This window comes from Thermoplasmata archaeon, assembly GCA_038851035.1.
Lineage (GTDB): Archaea > Thermoplasmatota > DTKX01 > VGTL01 > VGTL01 > JAWCLH01.
On the sequence record JAWCLH010000002.1, the window covers coordinates 1 to 26,025 of the forward strand.

A 26,025-nucleotide genomic window follows, 5' to 3' on the forward strand; every position below is an offset into this window, starting at 1 on the left:
GAGCTCTGCTCCTGGTCCTTGACGACTTTCTTGCCGCCCTGGAGCTGGACGGAGGCGCTGATGCCCTGTGCGTCCTGCGGGATGCCGGAGATGTGGAAGGTTTTCTGCTGCGAGGGGCCGATGTCGAGGTTCTCGGCGGATGTGCTGGCGGGCGTGGGGTCGGTGGGTGCGGCATCGAAGCTCATTGATGCGCCGTTGACGGCCGCGCCCTTGGGGAGCTTGACGGCCTTCGGGCTGGTCGTGCTTGTTGAGACTGTGAAGGAGTGCGAGGTCAATCCGTCGGAGAAGGAGTTCTGGAGGCCGAGGGGGCCGTAGCCGGTTCCGTCGAAGCGCCACTCTGCGGTGCCGTCGTCTCCGACGTCCACGGCGGGGCCGAGGCACTTCGGGCCGGGCATTGTTGAGACGTTCATTGTGGCGCTGAGCGGTGTCGAGGGCTTAGGGACGGAGATGTTGACCGTGGCCTCGAGCTCCGGGGGCTCGAGGGAGACCTCTTTGAAGGGCTCGGGGCCTTCGAAGCCTCGGAGCTCCGTCCCCGTCCCGGTGTTCTGGAGTGAAAGTAGGCACAGGGCAACGAGCATGGCCGAGAGCAATTTTTGCGCGCCGCGGGCACGACAGGGCACTCCATCACCTCTTCATTAGCTTCGCCTTCATCTCCCTGTAGCTCTCCTCCGATATCTCACCGAGCAGGAACCTGTCCTCCAGAAGCTGGAGCTTCTCCTCTCTCGAGAGCGTCTTCTTGGGCGGAGCGGCGGTCTCTTCCCCCGCCGGAGCCTCCTCCTCTTCCTTCGGCTCAGGCTTCATCAGAGCGGCCTCGCCGGCCGGGGCCTTCTGGGCGGCGCCGATTTCCTCGGCTGGCGGCGGAGCCTCCACCTCTCCCTCCCCCTCCGGTGCCGTCTCCCGAGGACGAGATGGAGGCGTGGGGCTTGATGGGCCAGCTCCCTCAGGTCGGGAGGGGGCGGTCGGACCCGGCGCGGCCCTTGCAGCGGGCACTTCTGGAGACTTCCGGTGGGGCTTATGTTCCCTCGGGGCCTCCTCATGCCAGGTCGCGCCGCCCTCGTCCTCCCAGACCTCCTCGCCTGCGAATCTTTCGACCATCCTCTTAACGTCCTTCACCTTCGTGAAGTCGCCGTCCCATATCTTGAAAAGGACCCTGTACTTCTCGTCTATGGCGTTGAGCAGGCGCCTCATCTCCCTCCTCAGCTGTTCGAACTCCCTGAGGGGCGTGACCACGACCATGTACATCATGTTGCCCCTTTCCATGATGATGTTCTTGTTCTCGTACTGCATCGAGTCCAAGCGACCGAGCTGGCCCGAGAATGATGCCTTCACGAATTTTCTTATCATGTCCAGAGTATCGTCCAGCTCCGCGCTGTCAACCCTTGAGAAGTAGGTTATCAGCCTTCCGTCGTGGTAGATGAGAAAAACACTGTCCACAGGTTTCTGGGCCGGGGCGGTGGGGGCTGGGGCTGCTCTGGCCTGAGGGGGTCCGGGCGTCGGGGCCGCCTGAGCCGCCGCGGGCGCGAGGCCGCCGGGGGCGGTCGGCGCCGGCGCGGTAGGTCCTCCGGGTTGCGCGGGTGGGGGGACGGTTCCAGCGAGCCTCCTTCGCCGGGCCGCGAGGTAGGCAGTGGCCATCGCGGCCGCGCTCGCCAGGAGCAGAACCGCGAGCCAGAGTAGCAGACCCTCCGGAAGCGCGGCCGGGAGAGGCGCGACGGCGTTGGCGACCACGAAGCTCAGGCTCGTCTCGGCGAAGTGACCCTCGGTGTCTCGGACTCGGGCGTAGAGCACATGTCTCCCGTCTGCGAGCTTGGTCGTGTTGAGTTCGAAGGACCAGCTGGATCTCCCCTGCGCTGGCTCCCAGCCCCAGCTGTCCACCCTGACCTCCACGAGTTCCACGGCGCCGACCCTCGCCGAAGCGGTGCCGCGGACCAGCACGGAGCCTCTGAGCTTTGCACCGGGTTTCGGCTCTAGAATCACAATCGTCGGTAGTATGGAGGTTATGTTCTCCGCAACGGTTATGTTGAACTCCTGCGTCACGGAGCTCTTCCCGTCTGAGACCCTCACGACGACCTCGTGGACGCCGATGTCTCTCACCCCAGGGACCCACTCGATGACGCCAATCGAGTCAATCGTCATGCCCTCAGGCGATTTCTCTAAAGTAAAGGTCAGGACGTCGCCGTCGTCGTCCGTGGCCCTCAGCCTGTACTCGTACCTCTTGCCCGCTTCGGCGATGGTGACGGGCGTGCTCAGAATTCGGGGGGGCCGGTTGGGGCCGCCCGCGGCCGAGACGTTGATTACGAATGCCTGCTCGTCATACAGCTCCCCATCAGAAACACGGATCACAACCTCGTTCTCTCCTAGCTGCGACGCCGCCGGCGTCCAGTGGACCCAGCCCGTTTGCGGCTCTAGGACCATTCCCGTGGGCTTCGTCACGAGGGAGAGGGTGAGGTCGTCATCGTCGACGTCGCTGGATATAATCAGATAGCTCCACTCCTCTCCGGCGGTTGCGTTTAGGTCGGCGGGAAAGCTTTCAATCACCGGCGCGTCGTTAACAGGCCGCACATTGACTCTGAACGGATTGGAAGCAACGGTGAAGCCCCTAGAGTCGTACGCCTGCGCCTGCAGCTCTATCCAGCCGTACCAGTTGAGAGCGGAGGGGACGGTGCAGTCGACGGAGAGGAGACCGTCGATGGATAGCTCTACGTGCGCAACCGAGGAGTTCGAAGCGCTCATGAGAACGTAGTTGAGGGAGTGGTCAAGGTCGTCGGCAAAATAGTTTGATAGATTGCAGAGGCTCGGGGCGCGGGTGTCCTCGTCCATCATAAGGTCGGGGACCGGCGAGAGTAGGACGGGGGGGAAGTCGCCGGAGATGTTCAGGTCCCAGACCCTCACCCCGCCGGCCGACGCAGCGGAGAAGAGCAGAGGCACCTTCACATTTCCGTTCGCGTCCGCCTCGGTTGCATGTGTGGTGAGGTAATCTCTGAGCGCTTGCGAAAGGTTTGGAGGCTCGACCGAGACGTCGTACTCGATCACCAGCGAGTTCAGGACCACACGGCCGAGTCCGTCGTTGCTCAGATTGAGCTGGACGCGCACCATGCGGTTTCCGTAGGCGTCGGGAGAGCCCGTGAGGCCGGAGAGGGCGGTGGCGAGTGCCTCCGTGAGGTCAACATCGAAGCGCCCGACCGCGGCCCCATGCCGGCTCCAGCACTCGATCCCGCCAAACTCGAGGGAGAGGTTCTCCGGAACAAACAGTGGCTCCTCCACCCCCAGCATGAGCGAGGCCGGAGTGATTCTCAGAACCCTGTTGTTCCCGGTGTCCGCGATCAGAATTTTTCCATCATCGGCAACATGAACACCCGAGGGCGAGTTCAGGTGGAAGGCGTCGGAGAGGTTCACGCCGGTCTCGCCTATCGTGCGTATAAAATCGCCGTTGGCCTTGAAGACCTGAATGCGGTGGTTGCCCTTGTCCGCGACCAGAATATTTCCGTCTAGATCCGAATCAATATCGATCGGTGTGTTGAACTGATTATTGCTGCTGCCCATCGCCCCGGAGGGGTTGATGATGAGGTCCGCCTGATTGTCGCCGTCGTTCTTGAATACAACGACGCGGTGGTTGTCCGTGTCCGCAACGTATACTGCCCCGGAGGGCGAGACGCCGACCCCCATGGGCATGTTCAGGAGGGTTGTGCTACAGCCCGGCGTTCCTGGCACGCCGTAGGTCATGTCAATAACAAAGTCGTTCAGGTCGCTCAGAATCTGGACCCTCTGGCCGTAGCATGTGGCCGGGTAGGAGGTCGTCCAGAACCCCTTGTCCGCAATGGCTGTCCTCCCGCCGGGCCCGATGGAGACGTCGGAGGGCTGGTTCAGGTGGTGCATGTCGTTGCTCCCGACGCCCGTGACGCCGATGGTGGCGTCCGCCGCCCCGTCGCTCAAGTCGTTATATACTTGCACCCTGTGGTTTGAGTGGAACTCGGGAAAAACCCAGACCCCGCAGTCGGCGACGAATACCCTCCCGTCAGGGGCGACGTCCAGCCCCCGCGGGTGGTCGAGGTGGAGGGGGTCGCTGCCTATGACGCCGGTCGTGCCCAGGGTCTGGACCCTCGCGCCTAGAGGCGTGTAGACCTGCACCCTCTGGTTCTTCGTGTCGGAGACGAAGAGCGCCCCCGTGGAGTTCGAGGCTACCCCGCAGGGCTGGTTGAAGGCGTAGTCCGAGTTGCCGGGGGTTACGAGGCCGCTCCAGTGGCGGGCGCCTATGGAGAGGATGTGCCTGAGGCTCGAGTCGTAGACCTGGACCCGGCCCTTTATGAAAGTGCCTCCTGGAGGGTCACAGACGAAAATCTCACCCGTGGGAGACACGGAAACGCTCGAAGGATAGCAAAGGTGCTCATTGTCAAGGCCCGGCTGGCCGGTCACCCCTATCGTAGCTTTGTAGACGGTTCCCGTGAACTTCTGGACCCTCGAATTAAGCGTGTCGGCCACGTAGGTGTTCCCAGATAAGTCCATGCACACGTCTTGGGGGGCGTTGAAGTGTTCGATGTCGCTCCCCGCAACCCCAGTGAACCCGAGGGTGTAGTTGTAGACATAGTTCGCACCGCCAATGTGCTTCAGGGCGAGCACCCTGTGGTTCCCCGTGTCGGCCACAAGAATGTCCTTCCAGGGCGTGACAAAGAGTCCCATGGGTGCGTTGAACTGCATGGTCCCCGTCCCGGGCGTGCCGGGGCTCCCGAGCGTCCTTAGCCACGTGCCGTTCCTGTCGAAGACCTGGACCCTGTGCAGCGCCGCGTCCGAAACATATATGTTGCCGTCTCCGTCGGTCGCCACGCCCGACGGGAAACGGAAGTGCCGGTCGTCGTCCCCCGCCTTGCCCGTTTCCCCGAGGATGAACGCCAGGGTCCTGTCCGGCCTGAAAACGCAGACCCTGAAGTTGCCCCTGTCGGCGACAACGAGGTACCCATCGTTCCGCGCCGCAACGTCCTGACACATTGAGAAGTGGCTGGCGTCGCTCCCGGGTGAGCCGGGGGTCCCGAGCGTTCCAGTGTAGCCGAAGACGGCGGCCTGTATTCTGTCGGCGACCCAGAGGTTCCCCCAGCGGTCGACGGAGCATCCCCAGGGGAGGAATAGGTCCTCCATTATCGAGCGTTCTACGGTCTGGCCGGAGAGCCGGTTTCTGATTAGTCTGCCGTGAAAGTCCGTGTAGAGAGGAGACGGGCCCGTAGCCTCGGAGTTGTTGAAATAGATATAATAAGTCTGGGACGAGCCCGCGCCCAGCCCGGATACGACGAAGAGCAGAGCGGCCTCGAAGCACTTTGACCCGTTGTTTATTTCATCAAGAATCTGGATGGGAACCTCTGTCTCCTTTCCGGACGCCGCCTCAACTCTCGTGACCCTGAGCTCGTTTCTGGCGCTCCTCAGACTCCAGTTGCGGGTGTCGAGCAGGAGCTCTACCACGAAGTCGGTCTGATTTCTCCCCGCGAGTTCGGTGAGCTGAATCGGGACCCGGTTCCTCCAAGAAGTGTTCCACCAAGTGCTTGCGGGCATTGCCTCGAGCGAAAGAGAAGCCCTCCTAACCATGGCTCCCTCGGGCAGCGCCACCACGCACGAGGCCGTTCCCGGGGAGGAGAATTCCCAATCCTTCGAGTCGGCACCGTCGGACAGGAGGCTCTGGCGCCCGAAGGCTCCATATCCCTCGCCCTCGAACCTCCATTCAAAGCCCCCGTCCGCACCGACGTCGAGAGAGGGTTGGAGGGGGAAGGAGTCGTTGAATGCGACAGGTGAAACCCTGAGCGAGCCTCGGGTCAGGTAGGACTGGACCGGCAGGGAAATGTTGGCGAAGACCACCGAGCCGGCCCCCCCAACCAGCGCTAGAGCGCTCCTTTCACCCCCTTCGAACCCGGTCACTGTGCCACCATGGCATACGGGAAAGAGAGCTACAATCTGTGAGGCTGCAATAAACACCAGAATTGCGCGCCTCCATATCCCATCCATCATTCCACATATCCTCCTTTGAAGCCAGCTGGCACCGCTCCCGATGGAATCTCTAATTAGAACGAGTCCCTGACTTAATAAACTTTTTGTGGTATGTATCACGGGTGCGGAATCGGGGGGCCCGGGGCCCTCTCTTTTCCCACCACGGCCACCAGCCTCACCTCTTTCTCCAGCGATGGGTCCACAATCGGCCCCCACATGATTTCCGCGTCCTCGTGAAGGAAGGTATGGAGCTCCTGGACTATTCTGTGAAGCTCGTCGTCCTTCGACCCGGGGGGGCAATGGAGCACCACTACGGCCTTGTTGTGGTTGTGGAGGTCGGTGCCGGGGGCTAGTGGGCCGAGGGCGAACTTGACACCGCTGCTCGGGCCGTGGCCCAAGCTCCCCTCCCCCAAGCAAATGTGAGCGATGTCCCTTACCCTCAGAACCCTGCGAAGATTGGGCAGGTCAGCCCGTGTCAGAACCTGCGTGATGCTCCTGACCGGGTCGAGGAGGAGGTGGTCCGCCATGCAGAGCGCCTCCTTGAACCCGAGCATCGGGTGCTCTGTGACAAGTCTGTCGTTCTCGACAACCAGAACAGCGTCCGCGGTCTCGCGCAGTCTCTCAAGACCGGCGCTGGCTATCCGGCCCCGGAGCGCTCCCTCTGCTTTGAAAGGCATCGTAGCGAGTGCCACCACAAGCGCCCCCATCTTCCCGGCCAGTCGAGCGATGACGGGCGATGCTCCGGTCCCCGTGCCGCCTCCAAGACCACATACGAGGAAAAGCACATCAGTGCCCGCCAGAGCGGACCTGACCGCGTCGATATCGGAGAGCACAGCCTGCTCCCCAATCGCCGGGTCGGAGCTAGCTCCGCGGCCCCGTGTCAGTTCTTTCCCAATTAGTATCTTCCGGCAGCTCAGGCCGTATAGGCTCCGGGCGTCCGTGTTGATGGCGATTCTCTCGGCGTGCCTGAAGTCAATATCAGCGGAGCCGACGATGTTGCACCCTGCTCCCCCGACCCCCACCACCTTGATCACCGGTCTCAGCTCCTGACCGGCTAGCGAAGCGCCGAGGCCGAAGGTCACATAGACTCTCCCGCCCATGTTTTTGCGGACTTGAATGCACTCTCCCACTAATCAATATTCCCCCGTGGGTGAAATCCCTCTCGTTTTATCCGGGCGCTTGGCTCGTTGGTGCATGGGAGCTCTGAAGGCCTACAACATCTCAAGCACATCTCCTAGAGCGAGTTCTCAAAAATGGATTCCCGGGAGGGCGGGCCACCCGGGCTGTAGAGTGTCAGTATGGGCTGGTCTATCCGTCGTCCGCACTTGTTGCAGTAGGACATTCGTCCTTCTTCCCGTTTTGGAACTACTCTACTAATTGGTGCGGGAGATCGGATTTGAACCGATGAACCTCTTCAGGACCGGACCCTGAATCCGGCGCTTTTGACCAGGCTGAGCTACTCCCGCGCGCGATAAGCAAAAGCACTTCTCCTTAATCATATTTTCGAGCCCCGGGAAGGGTCGGGAGGAGGTCTTAACAACGTCTTGTCCGCCTCCGGAACAGTAAATTTGATATTCACAAGCAGTATGGGGAGGGCGCAATCGGGGAGAGAATGAAAGCGCGTGGATGGAGAAAGGGTCGATGTATTGGATTCTCGGCTCTTGGCTGGGGCGCAGTCACGGCTTTCCTTCTTTTCTCGGCGTGCGCTTCAACCAGCAACGCCGAACCGTCAGGCAATGTCGGGGATAGTGCACTCGTGGTGGACGTAGGTATCTATGTTCTGAGCTTCGGCAACCACGATACAAACAAGGGCACATTCACGCTCGATTTCTACCTCTGGTTCATCTACAACGAAAGCGCGGCTGAACCAAATTTTACAGTTGCAGGGTTCGAGTTCATGAACGGACGCGCCGGTTCGAAAGAAAAGATATTTGATTCTATAAATTCCGATACGGGCATGCGTGAGGTCTGGTACCGCATCCAAGCGTCTCTTTATTACAAGCCGACCTTCAGGGACTATCCCTTTGATAGGCAGGAATTCTCCGTGCTGGTTGAAGATACTGCCAGACCGCTTGAAAGGCTGGTATACCGCCCCCTGGCCGATAGAAGTGGCTGGGACCCGGGAGCAGAAATACGCGGATGGCGGGTAGATTCCGTCACCTACACCAGCACCGTCCACTCCTACCCATGGGGTGAGAAATATTCCAGATTTGCTATGTCCGTGGTGATATCGAGAGAGCCACTCTCCACGGGTATCAAATCCATTTTACCGCCAGTAATTTTCTGCATTGTCTCAGGCCTCTCATTTTTCTTCACCCCGGACAAAATCGCCAATCGAATCGGCTTCGGCACGTCAATGCTGATATCGGCGGTTATGTTTCATGTGTCCCAGACCGGCAGCCTCCCGCCACTGGGCTCCCTCATCCTGATCGACAAAATAATGATTGCCGCTTATTCCTTCCTATTTATGTCCCTCTTTGTGACTACATTGATTTATATTAACGACCAGTACTGGAAGAACCGGGATTACACGAAGGAATTCAATCGGTGGGGAGGGGTTGTGTCGGGTGTCCTGCCCTTTATAGTGTATGCTTTGCTCGCGCTCGTATAAATCGATTTTGACCTTGAGATGGGTGGAATAGGGCCGCTCGGCTCGCGGATCGCGGTGCAATGACGATTTTTACCACCAGTCTCCCTACCACGGCGGCGGGACGATTTTTGTGGCCCAGACTATCGAACAGCCAACCGGCCGGGACTGGGATGGGGAATTCAAGCTGGCCCCGTTTTTCTTTAGAAGACCCAGAAAAGGCGTGGAACCGGTCGGATGGTGGGCGGCGAGCGCCGCGGCGAGGACAATATTTAATTATCAAGGACGGAATATACACCCGTTCCGGTGTGTAAATGGCTAAGAAGAGCGAGAGGGGCGCTCCGGCGGCTGAGCCGGAGAGGGGGAGGGGGCTCTGGGTAGTGCCACTGCTGGCGATTCTGAATCTCCTGCTCTACTTTTTTATTTCAATGGGGCTTATAACGGACTTCGGTCTCCCGATTTTTTGGTGGAAGGCTGGCTCAATAGTCTTTCAGTTCGTTTTGTGCATCATTCTGATAAGGGTGCTGATAACATCCTACTCCTCAGACCGCTTGAGCGCATCACAGGAGTTTGAGGAGGATATCTCTGAAACCACACCGAAGCCCGAGCTCAGGGGACGCGCGCGAGAGACCATCCCAGCGAGAGATTCCCAAGCCGCGCCTGTGAGGGCGGCGCCCCGCGGGCCGAAGGTCATAGAATATCCCGAAGAGGTCAGCGGCGGGATATACGCCACGACGCTTGTGCGCGTGGACGATGATAGAGTGCTGAAGCTCAGGACATTACTCGCAAGGGCCTGCCTCCTCTGCGATGAGCAGGGCGACTGCTGGAGCACCCTCTCCGGCACTGGAAAGGCTGATGAACTCAGATTCAATGTGGATTGCAGGGAGGGGCTGCAGAGCATCAGGCTCAAAAAATCAGGGATGTGAGCTGGATGGCAAGAATGCATGCCAGAAGGAGGGGTTCGTCATCATCAACACGCCCCCTGCGTGACCACAACCCAGACTGGGTGCCTCTGGGGCCGGATGAGATCGTCAAAGAGGTTGCGAAGCTCGCTAGGGAGGGCCTGAGCTCGAGCCAGATAGGTCTCCGCCTCAGGGACCAGTACGGCGTCCCCGACGTCAAGCTGGCGACTGGCAAGAGCATCGTTGCGATAATGAAGGAGGCGGGAGTGAAGTTCGATTTCCCGGAGGACGTGAGGAGCCTGATGAAAAAGGCCGTCAGGCTGTCCGCGCACCTAGCTACCACGCCGAAGGATCTGAGCAACCGCCGGAGGCTGCAGCTAGTAGAGGCCAAGATTCGGCGTTTGGTCAAGTACTACCACCGGACGGGCGTCCTTCCGAAGGACTGGAACTACTCTCTAGAGACCGCCAAGCTTCTCGTTGAGTAGGGGCGGCGGGAGGGGAGGATGCCGGCGAGGGAGCTTCCCCGGTCTCTTTCCAGCGCCCTACAGAAGGCGCGGGAGGTCTCGTCTTCCCTCTCATCGGGCGCCGAGGCCGTCCGTATCATCTCTCACTACGACGCGGATGGCCTCTGCGCCGCCGGAATTCTGTGCAGGGCTCTGCTCAAGATGGCCGTTCCCTTCCATTGCACAATCGTCCATAGCCTCGACGCCGCCGCGATTGAAGCTCTCAGGTTGCAGGACTATCCAGTAACGATTTTCTCTGACATCGGGAGCGGCTATCTGGAGCTTTTGGAGGGCCTTAATAAACGCATCATCGTGATCGACCATCATAGCCCCGTCCGTGATTCAAAGACGGTGGCACAGCTGAACTGCCATCTATGGGGAGTTAATGGTGCGTTTGAGGCCTCGGCCTCCTCTCTGGCGCTGCTTTTCGCAGTTTCTTTGAACGAAACGAACTGGGAGCTGGCCGGTCTCGCCCTCGCCGGTAGCATGGGGGACAGGCAGCACATCGGCGGCTGGAGAGGGCTCAACGCCGAGATTCTTGCGGTTGCCGAGAGGCTCGGTTATGCGCGCACGAGAAGGAGTCTGGTGATGGATGGGGAGACCCTAGTCCGCGCGCTGGCCGAGAGCAACGAGCCTTTTATCCGTGGGGTCTCAGGAAACCCCGGCGGGGCCGCGGCGCTGGTCGAGGCCGCGGGCCTCAGCCCGGCCGCCGCGCCCGGCGAAATCGACCTAGCCGGCGCGAGGGCTCTCGCCTCACTCATAGCACTAAGGCTACTCAAACAGGGGACTCCCGATGAGTTCGTAGCGAGCGTGCTTGTGGACCGCCATTATCTCCCCGGCTTCGGGACGGATGCCGCCGAGCTGTCAGCGGTGGTCAATGCCTGCGGGAGGCTTGACCGAGAAGAGCTGGGGCTCTCCGTTTGCATGGGCAGCAGAGAGGCGCTGGCGGAGGCCAGGGAGGTCCGGAGGCAGTACAGATCCCACGTCATGAAACGGATGCTGGAGCTCCAGGAGAGGGGCATTCAGGAGATGAGGCATATCCAGTATTTCTATGCAGAAAGCGCCTCGATGGGCGGCGCCCTCGCGGCACTGGTTATGAACTTTCTCTTCCCGGGGCCGAAGCCCACGGTCTCGCTTTCGAGTAGTGGGGGAAGAGTCAAAATCTCCCTCAGGGGCACCAGAGAAATGACCTCAAGGGGGCTTGATCTCGCGCGCGCGGCGGCCGCGGCGGCCAGAAGGTGTGGAGGGCAGGGCGGAGGGCACAGCATAGCTGCCGGAGCCACGATACCTCTAGGCATGGACATGAATTTCCTGGAGGCCCTCGACACGGAGGTTGGGGCCTGGCTTGGCGGTCGTGCGGGGGGCGGGGGTGAGAGTGGGTGAGCCAACCGGATCTCCGGAGACTCGCCGACATCTGGGACACATGCCCATCCTTCCTGAGCATCTATCTGGATCTCTCGGAGGCTCTTGACATAAATTTCATTCAGAGGAGGCGGAGGGACTGCGAGAGAGCCCTTGCGGGCGACAGGGAGGCTCTCCTTCTTTTCAGGGAAGCAATGGCCACCGCGATGGGCGTGCTTGAGCAGGTTGGAAAAGAGGGGGCGCCCCGGACCCGAGAAGGATTGGCAATCTTCTGCAGTCCAAGGAAGAATTTTCTAGAGGTGTATGATGCCCTCCGGGAGGTCGGAAACCTTCTGGTCTTCGACTCCTCGCCGTACATAAAGCCCCTGGTCATGCTTAGCCACGAATGGGAGGAATGGTGCGTCGTCGCCCTTGACCACACCCATGCCCGGATATTTATGGTCTCACACCACAGAGTCATAGACCGCGATGAGGTTGTGAAGGATATAATCCGAAAGCACAGGAAGGGGGGGATGTCCCAGCTCCGATTCCAGAGACTCCATGATGGATACGAGACGCACTATTTCAAGGAGGTGGCGGAGCATCTAGTTAAGGAGGTGGAGAAGTGGAGGGCTGTGGGGAGATTCAGGGGAATAATCCTCGAGGGACCGAGCGGAGCCCGGCGGGAGCTAGAAAGGCACCTGCCACAGGAGCTGGCCAGACTTGTCCTCGGGAGAACAGAGACGGGTGGGGATGTCCCGGAGGCCGAGGCTTTGAGGGCGGCGGAGGCGGTCGTCAGGAAGCGGGCCCGCCTCCAGGAGGCGGAGCTGATTCAGCACCTCAGGACAGGAATTCTCAAACAAGGGCTCGTCGCCTACGGCTTTGAAGAGGTCGAAGCAGCAACCGCACTCGGCCGTGCCGACACGATAGCGATCCAGCGGAATCTTGCCCTTAGAGGCTGGAGGTGCGAGAGCTGCAGGGCCTTCGGCTCCGGCGACCGGAGTACCTGCCCTTCCTGCGGCAGCCCACCCCTCTCGGTGGATGCTATCGAGGAGCTGGTGGAGCTCGCGATGGACAGAAGGACCCGTGTGGAATTTGTTTCGCCAGAGTCGGGAATTTCGGAATTTGGTGGTGTCGGAGCTCTTTTGAGATATTAGTATTATTGAAATCTAAAAATTGTTAAATATTTTAATATATATCTATAAAGTATTAGCTCGTACAATAAACGAAGAGTAGGCGGAGAGTAGGACGAGAGAGATTTGAAAGGGAAACGGGAAGGGATTAGTGATGAAATGGACGGAGAGCCAATCAAGGCTAATCTGCCTCGTATTGACCGCGCTTTTTTTCGTTTGGACGCTCCTGCCCCTAGCCTCTGACGTGGCGAGCGCCGCCTATCAGGGCTGGCTGACTAGTGACAGCGTGGATATTGAGACGCTCACAAATCTTGACCAAACCGACTGGTGGGACTTCAGCGAGGTCAGCGGAAGATACGTGGCCGTGTTCATGGTGCCCAGCACGGACTACGACTTGAGAATCTACTCGGCAACTGGAGGAGGGGGCGGTGGCGGGGTTGTGATCTCGACCTCCTCCACCGCAGGCACAACTCCCGAGCTCTGCGTTTGCAACTGCAACTCCAACAGCGGCAGAAGCGCCGAGGTTTATAACTCTGGGGGCGGCGGGTGGAACAATGCATTCAGAATCGAGTACCAGGTCTCGTCATCAATCACCGTGAACAGCGTCTACTCCAACGCGATGAGCAACAGCGACATGGTTGAAGTTTATACGGTCAGCGTTCAAGCGGGGGTGCCCTATACATTCAGGTTCACATCCGTCACGAGCGCTACGGCGGATTTCAGGTTCTATGTGTTCAACTTGAACGCGGGCAACTGGGGCACGAGGGCGAGCGCTATTGGGGGTGGGAGCTACACCTCGGGCGTCTCGACCCCTTGGTCAATCACCCCTCCGGCCGCCGCAACCTATGGCATCGTCATCGTCAACTGGAACCTGGCTAGCGCGACCTACAATTTCGTCGCCGGAGCTCCGGACCTTGTCGTCACTTCTATATCAATATCCCCCAGCCCGGTCACATGCTCTAGTATCTCCGTAATTCCGCAGAACAGGCTCTATACCTACACCGTCACCGTCTACAACCAGGGCTACGCGGACGCGGGACCCTTCACTGTCACAATGTACTTTGATTGGGTTGCGGTGGCGAACTGGAACCTCCCGAGCCTTGCTTGGAGGACCTCGATATCGAGCGACAGCTACATCTACAACACCGCCAACCCTGACACCCACGTACTCGCCGTTCAGGCCGATTCGCAGGGCACCATCAGCGAGGACGGCTCCGGCGCCGAGTACAACAACTGGAACAGCAGAACAGACGCGGTGGCGGAGGTGAGGAGTGCATTCACAAATGACGCTGACGACACGCTTCCGAGTACGTTGGGTTATTCCTATTATTTTTATGCGTATTATATGACAAATGAAGAAAGGCAAAAGTTTGCCCTCTGGGGCGCCCCGGTCGGCACGGACTTCGATATGTACCTCTTCAGCCCGACGGGGACCCAATTGGCCTCAGCCCAATCCGCCTCCTATCCCGAGACGCTGACGCACACCGCCACAACGAACGGATACCACTACATCCAGATTGTCCGGGCCAGTGGCGGAGGCAAGAGCTTTACCTTCAGCATTGACGACGCCGCGCCCACGATTCAGGTGGTCCAGCCGGGCGATGGAGCCTATATAAAAGGCAACTATGAACTCCGCTTGAACTGTCAGGACTACGGCAGCGGCATAACCGACACCGCCTCCAACCCCGTGTATCGTGTCGACGGAGGCGCGTGGCAGGACCTCTCCTACACCGCCCAGGTCGGCTACAACTATGTCGCCACCCTCGCCACCTCCGGCCTTCTTGACGGCGGCCACACGATTGAGTACATGCTGTGGGACAACGCCAACAACTACGCCTATGTGAAGCAGAGCCTGACCTCCGACAATACCGCGCCATCTGTGTGCTCCCTCGTCTATCCGACCTCGGGGCAGCACATTGAGGGAACCGTTACCTTCAAGGTCTCCGCCAGCGACCAGATTGGCCTCGGGGGTGTCGACATCTCCTTTGGGGGCAATCTGGCGGGCCTCGGAACCCAGCATGCATCCCTGGGCGGGTCGGGCGTGTACTGGGAGTACCAGCTCGATACAACCTCCTACCCCGACGGTGTCGCCAGCGTCCAGCCTACCGCGAGGGACAAGGCGGGAAACACGCTGAGCCAGTCGGCCACGGCCTTCACGATCGACAACAATCCACCCTCGCTCTCGGTAAGCTCCCCTTCCAATGGTGACTATGTTGCTGGCGCGGCGGTCCCGATAGTCGCCGCAGCCTCCGACGCGGCGGGAACCGTTACTGTCCACTACCGCGTGGACGGTGGCGCCTGGAGGAGCATGAGTCTCGCCGGAGGTTCTTTCATGGCGAGCTGGGACACTACGGGTTTCGAGGACGGGGAGCACACGCTGACCGTCCGGGCCACCGATGGAATCGGTCACACCGTGGAGCAGAAGCTGACGGTTGTGGTGGACAACCACGACCCGACATGCTCTCTCATCTCACCCTCCCCGGGTCAATATATAGAGGGCAGGTTCGATTTCAAGGTCTATGCTAAAGATGCGAACGGTATTTCTAGCGTGAAAATGACGATTGCGGGCGTTGGAACTTACATGATGACTTACAACAGCATTGAGGACATTTACGAGCGGGAGCTCGACACAACCCTCCTATCTGACGCTCTCTACTCCCTCTCGGTTCAGGTGGTGGATAACGCCGCCGCCCGAGGCTTGCGTCCGCCGGTAACTCTCTCGCTACCCAATCCGGGCTTCTATATTGACAACGTGCCCCCGACCCTCTCACTCATTTCGCCGCAGGACCGGGCGCTTATTGAGGGGACGGTGTCTCTGGGCGTGACCTCCTTCGACGCCCCCACGCCCCCTATTGTGGAGTATAGCATCGATGGTATTTCCTGGGTCTCAATGGTTTCGGCTGGGGGGAACTCTTGGACTGCCCACTGGGACAGCACGAGAGTTCTGGACGGAGAGCACAGAATTCTCTTCCGTGCGCGGGGCCAGCTTGGGCACCAGGCCAACCTCAATATCACGGTGGTCGTGGACAACAACAGTCCAGTTTGCGCGGTCAGCGCTCCAATTGAGGGCCAGCACATCGAAGGCTCATATGTCATTAAAGTTTCAGCTTGGGACGCGGTTGGCATCGCGGATATTGCCCTCGCGCTCTCGAACGCCACTACGGGATTCTCACAAAACCTCTCGCCTCAATACAACCCGCTCACCGGCTACTACGAGACTGTGGTTGAGACCCGAACGCTTTGGGATGGTGTGTTCTCCATCAATGCCACCGTGTGGGATTACCACGGACACAGAATGGTCTCGAGTTCTGTTGAGTTCAGCATAGATAACAACGCCCCATGGCTACGAATTCAGGCCCCGGGACCGGAGAGTTTCGTCTCAGGCGAGGTTGAGCTGAGAATTCAGGTCATCGACGCTTTTCTAGCTTTCATGGCATGGTCCGTTGATGAGGGGCCCCCCACGCTCATGCAGACTGTCTCCACCCTCTGGGACACCCGCTCCGTTCTGGACGGAAGGCACACCCTCACTTTTTACGCCGTGGACATGATCGGCCACCTGAGCTCGGCGTCAGTGAGCGTCGTGGTGGACAACCATGGCCCCTCCCTATTCTGGGGTGCGCCTGACGAGCTTGCGTTTATTTCCGGCACATACCTTGTCAAAGTGAAGGCTTTAGACGACGTCGGCATAGCCTCCGTGACCCTCTACGTCGGCGCCGGCGAGTATCCGATGACCTACAACACTGGAAGCGGTTACTACGAGTACCCACTCGAGACCGCCGGTCTGGACGGAACCTGGGACCTGAGGGTGGTGGTCAGGGAACTCTCGGGCCAGAACGCCGACAACGTCTCCATCAGGCGCGTCCACATAGACAACAATCCGCCCATGCTGCACGTGCACAGCCCTTCTCAGGGCTCAGTGGTCAGCGGTCTTGTTGAGCTAAACTATACTGTCCAGGACGTCCATTTGCTTAAGGTGGAGTACAGGCTAGACAACCTCGGCTGGTTTGACGCTACAGACACCTGGAACACCACTCTACATCCGGACGGCATCCACACCCTGGTGTTGAGGGCGAGCGATATGATGGGCCATACCACAGAGGTGTCCTTTGGCGTCACAATAGATAACTCAATGCCCTCTTGCATTTTCATTGCTCCGCCCAACAATACCTTTGTGTCGGGCGTTGTGGTTCTGAAGGTGCACGCACTCGACGAGGCCGGTCTCTCGAGCGTGAGCCTCGGCGGCGTTGGTGCACTGCCCCTGACCCTCAACCCCACCAGCGGACTGTACGAGGCCGTCATCAACACATTGGCACTTGAGGACGGAGAGTGCTATTTCACCGCTTCCGCAGTGGACCTTTCTGGCCGGGAGACAGTAGCGCACCTCAAGCTCAAGGTCGACAACCATCCGCCCTGTCTATCCGTTCTGAGCCCCGAAGAGGGGGCCCATCTGAGCGGAGAGCTCGAGGTCCGGGCGGAGGGCAAAGACGTCTTCGAGGTTTCGTTGGAGTATCAGGTAGATAGCCTCGGCTGGAGGCCGTTGAACAGGACCCTGGACACCGCCGCCCTTTCGGACGGCGCCCATTCCTTGCTGGTCAGGGCCACAGACCTCTCGGGCTGGTCCACGGTCGTCAGCCTGATTCTCCACACCGACAACACCCTTCCCACGGTATCGATTCTCGAGCCCGTCTTCGGTGGCATTGCGGTCTCGGGCGATATGACGCTCCGCGTCGCGGTCGATGAGGATGGAGGGGTTTCGAGGGTCACGTACGCCGTGGACGACTGGCCCCCGATGCCTATGGTGATGAACCGCGCCACCGGTTACTACGAAGTCCCAATTCCGACTAGGGCCCTCCAGGAGAGTGTGGAGCACAAAGTCACAGTAAACGTGACGAGCCGCTCAGGCCTGACGACCAGCCAGGTACGGAGTTTCAAGGTGGACAATTCGCCTCCTGAAGTGGTCGTCCGCTCTCCGGACAGGTCGGACCAGAGGGGAGAGGTCAGGGTGGTTGTGGATGTCAGCGACGCCACGGGCGTCTCCTCAGTCCTGATACGCATTGACGGCGGGCAGTGGAGGGAGATGGTTGTTTCCAGACCGCCGGGGAGGTATATATATAAATATCCGACGACAGTGGCCCAGAACGGCGAGCACACCTTCGAGGTCAGGGTCGAGGACACGCTGGGTAATAGGGGCACGACGGTACATACCTTCAGGGTGAAGAACGAAGACTACAGCGTCGTCATAGCCCTCGCGCTGGTGATTATTCTGATTGTTGGCGCAGCCCTCGTAATCTTCAGGGGAAAGAAAAAGACGCTGGAGGTAGAGCCCCTGCCGGCGGAACCAGAACCAGAAACAGTGGAGAGGTCCTCCGAGGCTTTCCCTGAGATGCCTCAGGTGACACCGCCGGAGCCTCAGGAGAAGCCGTTCGTCCATGTGGTGCTCGGGGACAAGAGGGCCGAGAGCGAGGCCCCCGCTCAAGAGACCGGACCCCGTGAGGAGCTCTATCCCATAGAGGAAATCACCGGAAAGCTGAAAGAGGAGAAAGAAACGAAGTCCTAAGGGATTGGAAGAAGGGCGCTGGCTTTTCCATCCTGTCAAAAGAATCGCTCCCAATACAATCCATGACCTGTCCCTCCAATCACTCCCTCCACTCCCTTCCATCCCTCCGTGCGCCGAGCTGGTCGAGGGCCGGGTTGAGCCTCAGGCCCACGACGCCGCCGATGACCAGTGCTGCGCCGGTGAAGAAGGCCGCGGGGTAGCCCGCTAGCTGGGCAACGCCCCCGCCGGCGAGCGCTCCAACGATACCACCCAATGAAACAATGGCATTGAAAAGGCCGAGGTTCTCGCCTCGGGCCCATCCGGGGGCGCACCTGGAAACGATGGTTGTGGACGAGACGCTGACGAATGCCCAGAAGAATCCCGCGCCGACTTGCATCGAGAGCAGAAGGCCTATCAGGAGGAGGTAGGGGATCTGGGGTCCGGAAGCGATGAGGAGGGCAATAAACCCGAAGCCTGTAAATATCCCCGTCCGGATGATGTTTGCTGCGATCAGAACCCTTCTTTCCCCGAACTCCGGTATGAGCCTTCCGGCCCGGGAGTACATCAGGGTGGCGGTCACTGATGAGAACAAGTAGAAAATGAAAACCACGAGACCTGAAGCAAGAATTCTCTCGCTGAGAAAGACTGGAATCGGTGTGTAGACCGTCTGGAACCCAGAGAAGAGAAATAAGATTGTGACATAATAGAACCTGAGAGCCCGTGGGATGGTCTCCCCCACAGAATGGACCCGGTGCATGGCGTCATGATACTTTCTCCTATACATCCAGAGCGGAAGATATCGAGTCCGCTCGACTATTCGGCCCTGAAATATCACGAGCTTGTCCACTTTCCTCTGAGTGAATGGTCTGATGGGGGGTTCTCGGATGAGGAGCCAGGCAGCTGCGCCAGAGGCAAGTGATAGGCCGCCGAGGATAAGGAAGAGCCATCTCAGGCTCTCACCCGAGGGCATGGACCTGACGCTCAGCTCGAGCCAGAGGCCACCCCCGATAAGCCCTAGAATCCAGCCTATGCCGCCCAGCTTCGTGAAAATCCCTATCTCGCGGGACCAGCGCCGGGCGTCCATGGTCTCAGTGATGAGAAGCGTCGAGACTGGCACGCTGGCGGCGGCGATAAGGCCGAGAAGGATGTTTAGGCCCAGGAATTGCTCTATTGTGTCGCTAACGCCCATAAGGAGAAAAAGGACCCCAGTGCCGATGTATCCGACGAGTATGAAGGGTTTCCTCTTCAGGAGAGCGTCTGAGAGCTCTCCCCACCCGATGGAGGCGGGGACCGAGGCCATGGACGAGGCGGCACTCACGAGCCCGACGTCTGCCACACTCCCGCCAAGGACGCCGGTCACGAAGAGCGGGACGAGTGGGCTCGCACCTCCATCGGCGGCGTAGTGGAGACCGTGGGCGTAGTACCAGCTCTGAATGGGCGTTCCGGAGGAGCGGTCCCGGCCGCTGGCTGGAGAGGAGGCTCCCGGGTGGGTAGGGGGAAAACTCCCTGCCTTCGAGAAGCGCTTTCTCCCGCTGGGCACCCGCTCACCCCCACCTGGCCCTCACTACTCTGTCGAGAACACGCCGGTTCGCCGCGGCGATGATGTCGGTCCTGGTGGTCAGGTCCACGCTAAGGTGGTCAATGGTCCCCCCACTCTCGTCGGTGACGAGGCCCCCCGCCTCCTCGAGAATCAACTTTCCAGCGCACTGGTCAAGCGTTCTGAGGAGGCCCCCCCGGAAGTCCACCAGCGCGCTCGCAACGCCGGAGGCGACCAGGCAGAAGTCCAGCGCGACGGAGCCCAGGCACCTCACGCGCGCGGTCTGCTCGAGGAGCCCGCGCGAGACCCTCAGAGCCTTCCTGTGGCCGGGCGAGAGCTCCATCAGAAGGAGCTCTATGGTAGATTGGTTGGAAGCCCTTATCCTCTTTCCATTTTTAAACGCACCGCCGCCCTTAAAGGCCCAGTACTCGTCGCCGCTGACCAGGTTCCGGACATACCCGACGCGTACGTCAGCCATTCTCGGCTCCAGGGGGGCGAGGGCGTAGGAGACCGAGAAAAAGGGCACGCCGGCTTTTGCATTAACCGAGCCGTCGAGCGGGTCGGCAATGATACAGACCTCCGGCTCTCCGAAGTCCATCACCCCCGCCTCCTCGGAAATGAGGCGGACGTTCCCGGCCCTCCGAACGGTCCCGATGACGAGCTTCTCAAGGGCTCGGTCAAGGAAGACCGTGGTGTCGCCAGCCGCTCCCCTCCCGAGCTCCCTGCGTCCAGTCTTTGTGCCGTAGAGCCGACCCGCCGCTCGGCCCGCTCTCCTACCGAGCGACCTGAAGACACCAAGCCACTCCGCGTCCCTCATCCGGAGGTCCTCCTGCCGGGCTCGACTCCTCAGGTCCCGTCGCTCCAGCTCCGGAGGTAGCGCCGCTGCTCTGAGGTCAGTCTGTCTATTGAGATGCCCATCGCGCGGAGCTTCAGCCTCGCCACCTCTGAGTCTATGCTCCCGGGAACCGGGTAGACACCGATTTTTAGATCCCTTCCCTCGCGAGCGATATATTCAGCACAGAGTGCCTGGTTCGCGAAGCTCATATCCATTACGGCCGCGGGGTGGCCCTCGGCCGCCGCCAGGTTCACAAGTCTGCCCTCGCTCAGTAGGTAAATCCTCTTCCCGCTCTTTAGGCGGTATTCATCGACTTCCTTTCTTATCCGGCGCTTCGAGGCCGAGAGCCTCTCGAGGGCCGGCAGCTCGATCTCGACGTTGAAGTGGCCCGTGTTGCAGAGAATCGCGCCGTCCTTCATCAACCTGATATGCTCCGCCCTTATGACATTCCTGTTCCCTGTGGCGGTAATGAAGATATCACCTTCGCGCGCCGCCCTCCTCATTGGCAGTACTCTAAAGCCGTCCATGACGGCTTCGAGTGCCCTGAGCGGGTCGACCTCAGTGACGATTACATTGGCCCCCGCGCCCCTCGCCCTCATCGCGACGCCGCGCCCGCACCAGCCGTAGCCCGCCACGACGAAGCTCTTGCCCGCGAGAAGGACGTTTGTGGCGCGCAGGATGCCATCTATGCTGCTCTGGCCAGTGCCGTATCTGTTGTCAAAGAGGTGCTTGGTCATAGCGTCGTTTACCGCGATGATTGGGAATTTGAGCACGCCCTCACGCTCCATGCTCCGGAACCGAATCACTCCCGTGGTTGTCTCCTCTGTTCCGGCGATGATGCTATTCATGAGCTCTTTCCTCTCAGAGTGGAGGGTTGAGACGAGGTCGCCCCCGTCGTCCATGGTGATGTTTGGACGGGCATCGAGAACACGGTGGACATGTCTGTAGTAGGTCTCCCTGTCCTCGCCGTGAATTGCGAATACTCGGATGCCGTGGTCGGTGGCCAGCGAGGCGGCAACATCGTCCTGCGTGCTGAGTGGATTGGAGGCGCAGAGCGAGACCTCCGCGCCCCCGGCTCTGAGCGCCAGAACCAGATTTGCGGTCTCCGAGGTTACGTGCAGACAGGCCCCGACTCGGATGCCCTTGAGGGGCTTCTTCTTCGCAAAACGCTCTCGAATCAGTCCGAGGACCGGCATCTGTCTTTCCGCCCACTCAATCCTAAGCCTGCCCTCGGGGGCAAGTCCGGCGTCCCTTATCTCAAAGTCCACATTGCCACCCGGGCATAGAAGGAGCTCGGTGGATATAATGATTTTTTAGTGGGCACCAAACAATAAACCTTATCGCCAGCCTCGCGAATGATAGCTCGAATGGAGGACCCTTCTGAGGAGCACCTCCGGCTGGGGAGGAAGGCCCACGAAGATGGTCGAATCGAGGAGGCGCTGGCCCACTACGACACCGCCCTCGCCCTCGACCCCGCGTTCGTCGAGGCATTCTACAGCAAGGGCCACGCCCTCGGCTACTTGCAGAGGTGGGAAGAGGCACTGGAGTGCTTCGAGAGGGCGCTGGAGCTTGACAGGCTACACGTGGGCGCCTGGTTCTTCAAGGCCATTGTTTTAGAGAAGCTTGGTAGGAAGGACGAGGCGCTCATGGCTTATGAAGAGGCCCTGAGGCTGGAGCCGCGCGCCCCTGAGATATGGTCGGCCAAGGGGGCCCTTTTGGGCGAGATGGGTCGGGACGAGGAGGCCGTCCACTGCTTCGGTGCCGCGATTGATATCAAGCCGACGGACGAGACCACCTGGTATAATAAAGGCGTCTCTTTGAGCAAACTCGGAAGAATCGAGGAGGCGCTGAAGGCTTTCGAGACCGCTCTGGCACTCAAGGAGGACTTCCCGCTGGCCTGGTACAACGCGGGCATCCTGCGCTGGCGGCTCGGAAGGCCCGGGGAGGCGCTCAGGGCCTTCAACGCCGCACTGGGCACCAACCCCCGCTTCGTCCAGGCATTCATTGGCAGGGCCTCCATTCTCGAGGAGCTCGGCAGGGAGGGGGAGGCGCTGGAAAACCTCGAGAGGGCTCTGGAACTCGAGCCCACGAACTCTGAGGCTTGGAATAATAAGGGGGCACTGCTCTGGATGACCGGTAGGCAGGAAGAGGCGATGGAGTGCTTCAACAGGGCGGTCGAACTTGACCCCCGGAACGGCCGCGCGTGGTTCAACCGGGGCAACGCCTTCGGACGTAGGGGAATGCCAGAGAGAGCGGTCGAGTGCTTTGACCGGGCGCTGGAGCTGGAGCCTCGTGACGAGCAGATATGGTTCAGCAAGGGCGTCGCGCTCGACGACATGGACAGACCCCTTGAGGCCCTGAGGTGCTTCGACGAGGCGCTGGCCCTCAACCCGAAATACGCCGATGCATGGCACAATCTTGGCATCGTCATGGCGGAGCTGGGGCGAAACGCGGAGGCTCTGAAGGCCTTTGAGAGGGCCTTGGAACTCAATCCGGGCTACGGACCGGCGCTGGAGGCCCGGAGAATACTGCTCGAAGAGACAGAGAGACGATGACCGGCCGGAGCACCAAAAATTATATTTTAAGGAGGGAAAATGGTCTGATGATGATTGGACCGCGGGCATCCCTTATGGTGGTGGTGCTCCTTGCGCTTCCCATGCTTGTGGGGCTCCCGCCATTCCAGGTTTCCGGGGCCGGGGCGAATCTGACGCCGACCACCTCCACAGAATTCCCCATAGATTCTAAGAAGTCGGGGGAGCCGCGGTTCCCGAGCCCACCCACCGAGGAGCATGTGAGGACCCCAGTCGCTTGTCTCTCCGAGGGGTTCTGGAACAACCTTCCTGGGGTGCTGGATGCTCGAAAGTTTCATCTGTGGGTCTCGGCAACGCCATTGGTGAGAATGGGAATAATTGAGATTGGGGAGGGAGGAGAGGGGGGCGGGAGCGGGAGAGCGATGGAGCTCATGTTCGTCGGTGCTCATTGCAAAATATACGTCGACAGCAGCTGCAGACCCTATCCATCGGAGTCGACGGTGGAGCTCCTGGCCGCGGAGTTCGACGAGAGGATATGGCCCAATGTAACCGAAGTCTTCGGGACGGTGCTGTTCAACTACATCGACATAAATCTCGTCAACATCGATGGACCGTATGGCATCGGCGGCTACTTCACCCCGGTTGACCCGGACGCGGTCTACATAGACTGTGCTGATGTTAATTCCTGGGGTTATCAGATTGCAGCCCACGAGTTCCAGCACCTGATTCACAACCAGAAGGATCCTGACGAGGAGCTTTGGATCAACGAGGGCTGCGCCGACATGGCGATTGCCGTAGTGTACGGTGGGGAGGATGGGACCCTAGTGGGGCACATCGACGCTTTCGAGAACCGGCCGGACAACGACCTAACGGTCTTCAAGAACGAGATGTACGACTACGGCTCAGCCTATGCCTTCGTCCAGTACTTCTGGGACCATTTCGGTGGAAGGGAGGCCGTACGCGCCCTTGTTGCAGAGAGGGACAATGGAATTCTAGGCGTGAACAGTGTTCTGAGCGCTCTGGGCTATTCAAAGCGATTTGACCAAGTCTTCAGGGAGTGGTGTGTAGCCAACCGCGTCAATAACATCTCAATTGCCGATGGACAGTACGGCTACTCCCGGCTGAGCATAAGGGTCAACTTAGCGGGCGACCACTCGAGCCTTCCTATCTGCGCAACCGGCGAGGTTCAACGCTGGGCTTCGGACTGCTACCGCTTCCGGGGGGGCAACGGCCTCGACCTGCTGGTCGAGTTCTACACCATTTCGGGCCAGTACGCGCCCATCCTTTATGGACAGGGCCGGGAGGCCACAGAGCCTGCTGTGATCGACGTCCCGCTGGATTCAAACGGATGCGGCTCTGCCCTTCTGCGAGCGTTCGGCAGGAGTTACTCTGAGGCGCTTCTGTTCACGCCCGCCCAAGCCGGCGGGAGCTATACCTACATGGCCCGGATGGTGGACCTCACCCCGCCCGTGACCGCTTGCTTTGTCCTCCCACCGGAACCCAATGGTCTCGAGGGCTGGTACGTGACCATACCCCGGATAACCTTGAGCAGCAGCGAGGACGGGTCGAGAATCTTCTACAGGTGGGACGGGTCGGATGAGATGGAGTATCACTCCCCAATCGAGGCCCCAGAGGGCAAGCATATTCTGTGGTTCCGCTCGATTGACCCGGCTGGGAACGCTGAGGAATGGAGGAGCTTCGAGTTAAAGGTTGACACGAAACCACCGGAGACGCTCTTTACAATCTACCCTCCCTCCCCTGACGGCGAGAACGGGTGGTATACGACGAGTCCGACAGTGACCCTTTTTTCCGAGGAGAGCGCCTGCGTTCATTACTCGTGGGATGGTGGAGAAACCGAGAACTACACAGGTCCCCTACTAGCGCCCGAGGGCAGGCACCGGCTGGAGTTCTTCGCAATCGACAGGGCGGGCAACGAGGGTCCGTCGAGAACTCTGGAGCTGCAGGTCGACACAATAGCGCCGGCTGCGATGGCGTGTCTGTCTCCCTCCAGCCCCGATGGCGTCGGAGGATGGTATATCACCCAGCCCACGCTCACCCTCCTGTCGGAGGAGGTCGGCGCCCGGCTTTTCTTCGCATTGGACGGAGGCAGGGAATCCCCCTATGTCGCTCCCTTTAAAATACAGGATGGAGTGCATAGGGTGACTTTTAGAGCGAGGGACCAGGCAGGCAATTTGGGTCCCATGCAGGAGTTGGTGGTTCGTGTAGACAGCCAGCCCCCCCAGACCACAATCGTGGTGGAGCCTAGGTTTCCGGACGGGAGAGGGGGGTGGTACAGAACGCGCCCGACCGTAACACTGCTGGTCGAGGACGCCGACCCTGGGGCCGTGATTTATTACTCTTGGGACGGCGGTGAGATGAGACAGTATTACGGACCACTGAAGCCACCTGAAGGCATCCACACTCTCCGGTTCTTCGCTAAGGACACGCGCGGCAACACAGGTCCCGAAGGCACGAAGGTGTTTAGCGTAGACATAAGACCTCCCGTGACCACGCTCAACATTTATCCGCAGGATCTCGGGTTGGAGTGGTATCACGGCGCGCCACAGCTCATATTCAACACTGAAGAGGGGGCCGAGGTGTGGTACTGGTGGGACGGCGGTCTCCCGATGCTCTATACCGGGCCCCTAACACCCCCAGAGGGTGAGCACGTGCTGGGATACATGGCGAGGGACGCGGCAGGGAACGAGGAGAGGTCGAGGAGCAGGGAGTTCAGGGTGGACCTTGGACCGCCCGTGGCCGCGCTCTCACTATCTCCGCGCTCGATGATTTTGGGGGATGTGCTGAGTCTCGACGCCTCCGGCTCATTCGACTCAAACGGTTTAGAAACCTATTTTTTTGACTTCGGGGACGGAACAAGGAAGTCAAGCCAGAGCCCAAGGGTGGAGCACCAGTACGAGGCCCCGGGCAATTTCACCGTCACGCTCAGGGTCAGGGATCTCAGCGGTGTCTGGAGCGAGCCTGTGTTTGTTAACGTAACTGTAGCACTTCCCCCTAGAGCGCCACCCCCGGGAGCTAGTGGAAAGGCCCTCTCGATTCAACCAATGCATCTCCTGGTGCTCGCTCCTCTCGTAATCGCCCCCATCGCCGCCGCGGCCCTCCTGCGGAGGCGCTAGTTTTAAAGCCCGCATCGGCCTT

The 26,025-nt window shown here is 59.9% G+C and carries 14 protein-coding genes and 1 tRNA gene; 8 read left to right on the top strand and 7 right to left on the bottom strand.

What is annotated here, in order from left to right; genetic code table 11:
• From QW379_00685 to QW379_00700, 4 genes are all read right to left on the bottom strand, one after another.
• Nucleotides 1-620 (bottom strand): hypothetical protein (locus tag QW379_00685; GenBank protein ID MEM2868926.1); only part of this gene is annotated, 620 nt, incomplete at its 3' end.
• Between the two features lie 4 nt (nt 621-624).
• Nucleotides 625-5,985 carry an NHL repeat-containing protein gene (locus tag QW379_00690; GenBank protein MEM2868927.1) on the bottom strand — a complete coding sequence of 1,787 codons (5,361 nt, stop codon included), beginning with the start codon at nt 5,983-5,985 and terminating at the stop codon, nt 625-627.
• 95 nt (nt 5,986-6,080) lie between these two features.
• Nucleotides 6,081-7,064, bottom strand: coding sequence for a cell division protein FtsZ (locus tag QW379_00695; protein ID MEM2868928.1), 984 nt, complete (start codon nt 7,062-7,064; stop codon nt 6,081-6,083).
• A gap of 278 nt (nt 7,065-7,342) precedes the next feature.
• Nucleotides 7,343-7,430, bottom strand: a tRNA-Leu gene (locus QW379_00700).
• 146 nt (nt 7,431-7,576) lie between these two features.
• Between QW379_00700 and QW379_00705 the strand changes: the two genes are divergently transcribed.
• From QW379_00705 to QW379_00730, 6 genes are all read left to right on the top strand, one after another.
• Nucleotides 7,577-8,575, top strand: a complete 999-nt coding sequence (locus QW379_00705; GenBank protein ID MEM2868929.1) for a hypothetical protein — start codon at nt 7,577-7,579, stop codon at nt 8,573-8,575.
• A gap of 290 nt (nt 8,576-8,865) precedes the next feature.
• Entirely contained in the window at nt 8,866-9,477 is a 612-nt protein-coding gene (locus tag QW379_00710; GenBank protein MEM2868930.1) for a hypothetical protein, read from the top strand.
• A 5-nt stretch (nt 9,478-9,482) separates the two neighbouring features.
• Nucleotides 9,483-9,938 (top strand): 30S ribosomal protein S15, encoded by a 456-nt coding sequence (locus tag QW379_00715; GenBank protein ID MEM2868931.1) that lies wholly within the window; start codon nt 9,483-9,485, stop codon nt 9,936-9,938.
• A gap of 18 nt (nt 9,939-9,956) precedes the next feature.
• Nucleotides 9,957-11,339 (top strand): DHH family phosphoesterase, encoded by a 1,383-nt coding sequence (locus QW379_00720; protein MEM2868932.1) that lies wholly within the window; start codon nt 9,957-9,959, stop codon nt 11,337-11,339.
• Entirely contained in the window at nt 11,336-12,454 is a 1,119-nt protein-coding gene (locus tag QW379_00725) for a Vms1/Ankzf1 family peptidyl-tRNA hydrolase (GenBank protein ID MEM2868933.1), read from the top strand. The genes QW379_00720 and QW379_00725 overlap by 4 nt, the downstream gene beginning before the upstream one ends.
• A gap of 130 nt (nt 12,455-12,584) precedes the next feature.
• On the top strand, nt 12,585-17,987 hold the full coding sequence (locus QW379_00730; GenBank protein ID MEM2868934.1) for an Ig-like domain-containing protein: 5,403 nt from the start codon (nt 12,585-12,587) through the stop codon (nt 17,985-17,987).
• 79 nt (nt 17,988-18,066) lie between these two features.
• Here the strand turns inward: QW379_00730 and QW379_00735 are convergent, their stop codons facing one another.
• The 3 genes from QW379_00735 to ahcY are packed head-to-tail and all read right to left on the bottom strand — an operon-like array spanning nt 18,067 to nt 21,606.
• Complete coding sequence (locus QW379_00735; protein MEM2868935.1) at nt 18,067-19,506, bottom strand: MFS transporter; 1,440 nt, start codon at nt 19,504-19,506, stop codon at nt 18,067-18,069.
• 4 nt (nt 19,507-19,510) lie between these two features.
• Nucleotides 19,511-20,320 (bottom strand): inositol monophosphatase family protein, encoded by an 810-nt coding sequence (locus tag QW379_00740; protein ID MEM2868936.1) that lies wholly within the window; start codon nt 20,318-20,320, stop codon nt 19,511-19,513.
• A 29-nt stretch (nt 20,321-20,349) separates the two neighbouring features.
• Entirely contained in the window at nt 20,350-21,606 is a 1,257-nt protein-coding gene (ahcY, locus tag QW379_00745; protein ID MEM2868937.1) for an adenosylhomocysteinase, read from the bottom strand.
• 99 nt (nt 21,607-21,705) lie between these two features.
• Between ahcY and QW379_00750 the strand changes: the two genes are divergently transcribed.
• Both QW379_00750 and QW379_00755 read left to right on the top strand, forming a co-directional pair.
• Entirely contained in the window at nt 21,706-22,893 is a 1,188-nt protein-coding gene (locus tag QW379_00750; GenBank protein MEM2868938.1) for a tetratricopeptide repeat protein, read from the top strand.
• A 47-nt stretch (nt 22,894-22,940) separates the two neighbouring features.
• Entirely contained in the window at nt 22,941-26,003 is a 3,063-nt protein-coding gene (locus tag QW379_00755; protein ID MEM2868939.1) for a PKD domain-containing protein, read from the top strand.
• Nucleotides 26,004-26,025 lie beyond the last annotated feature (22 nt).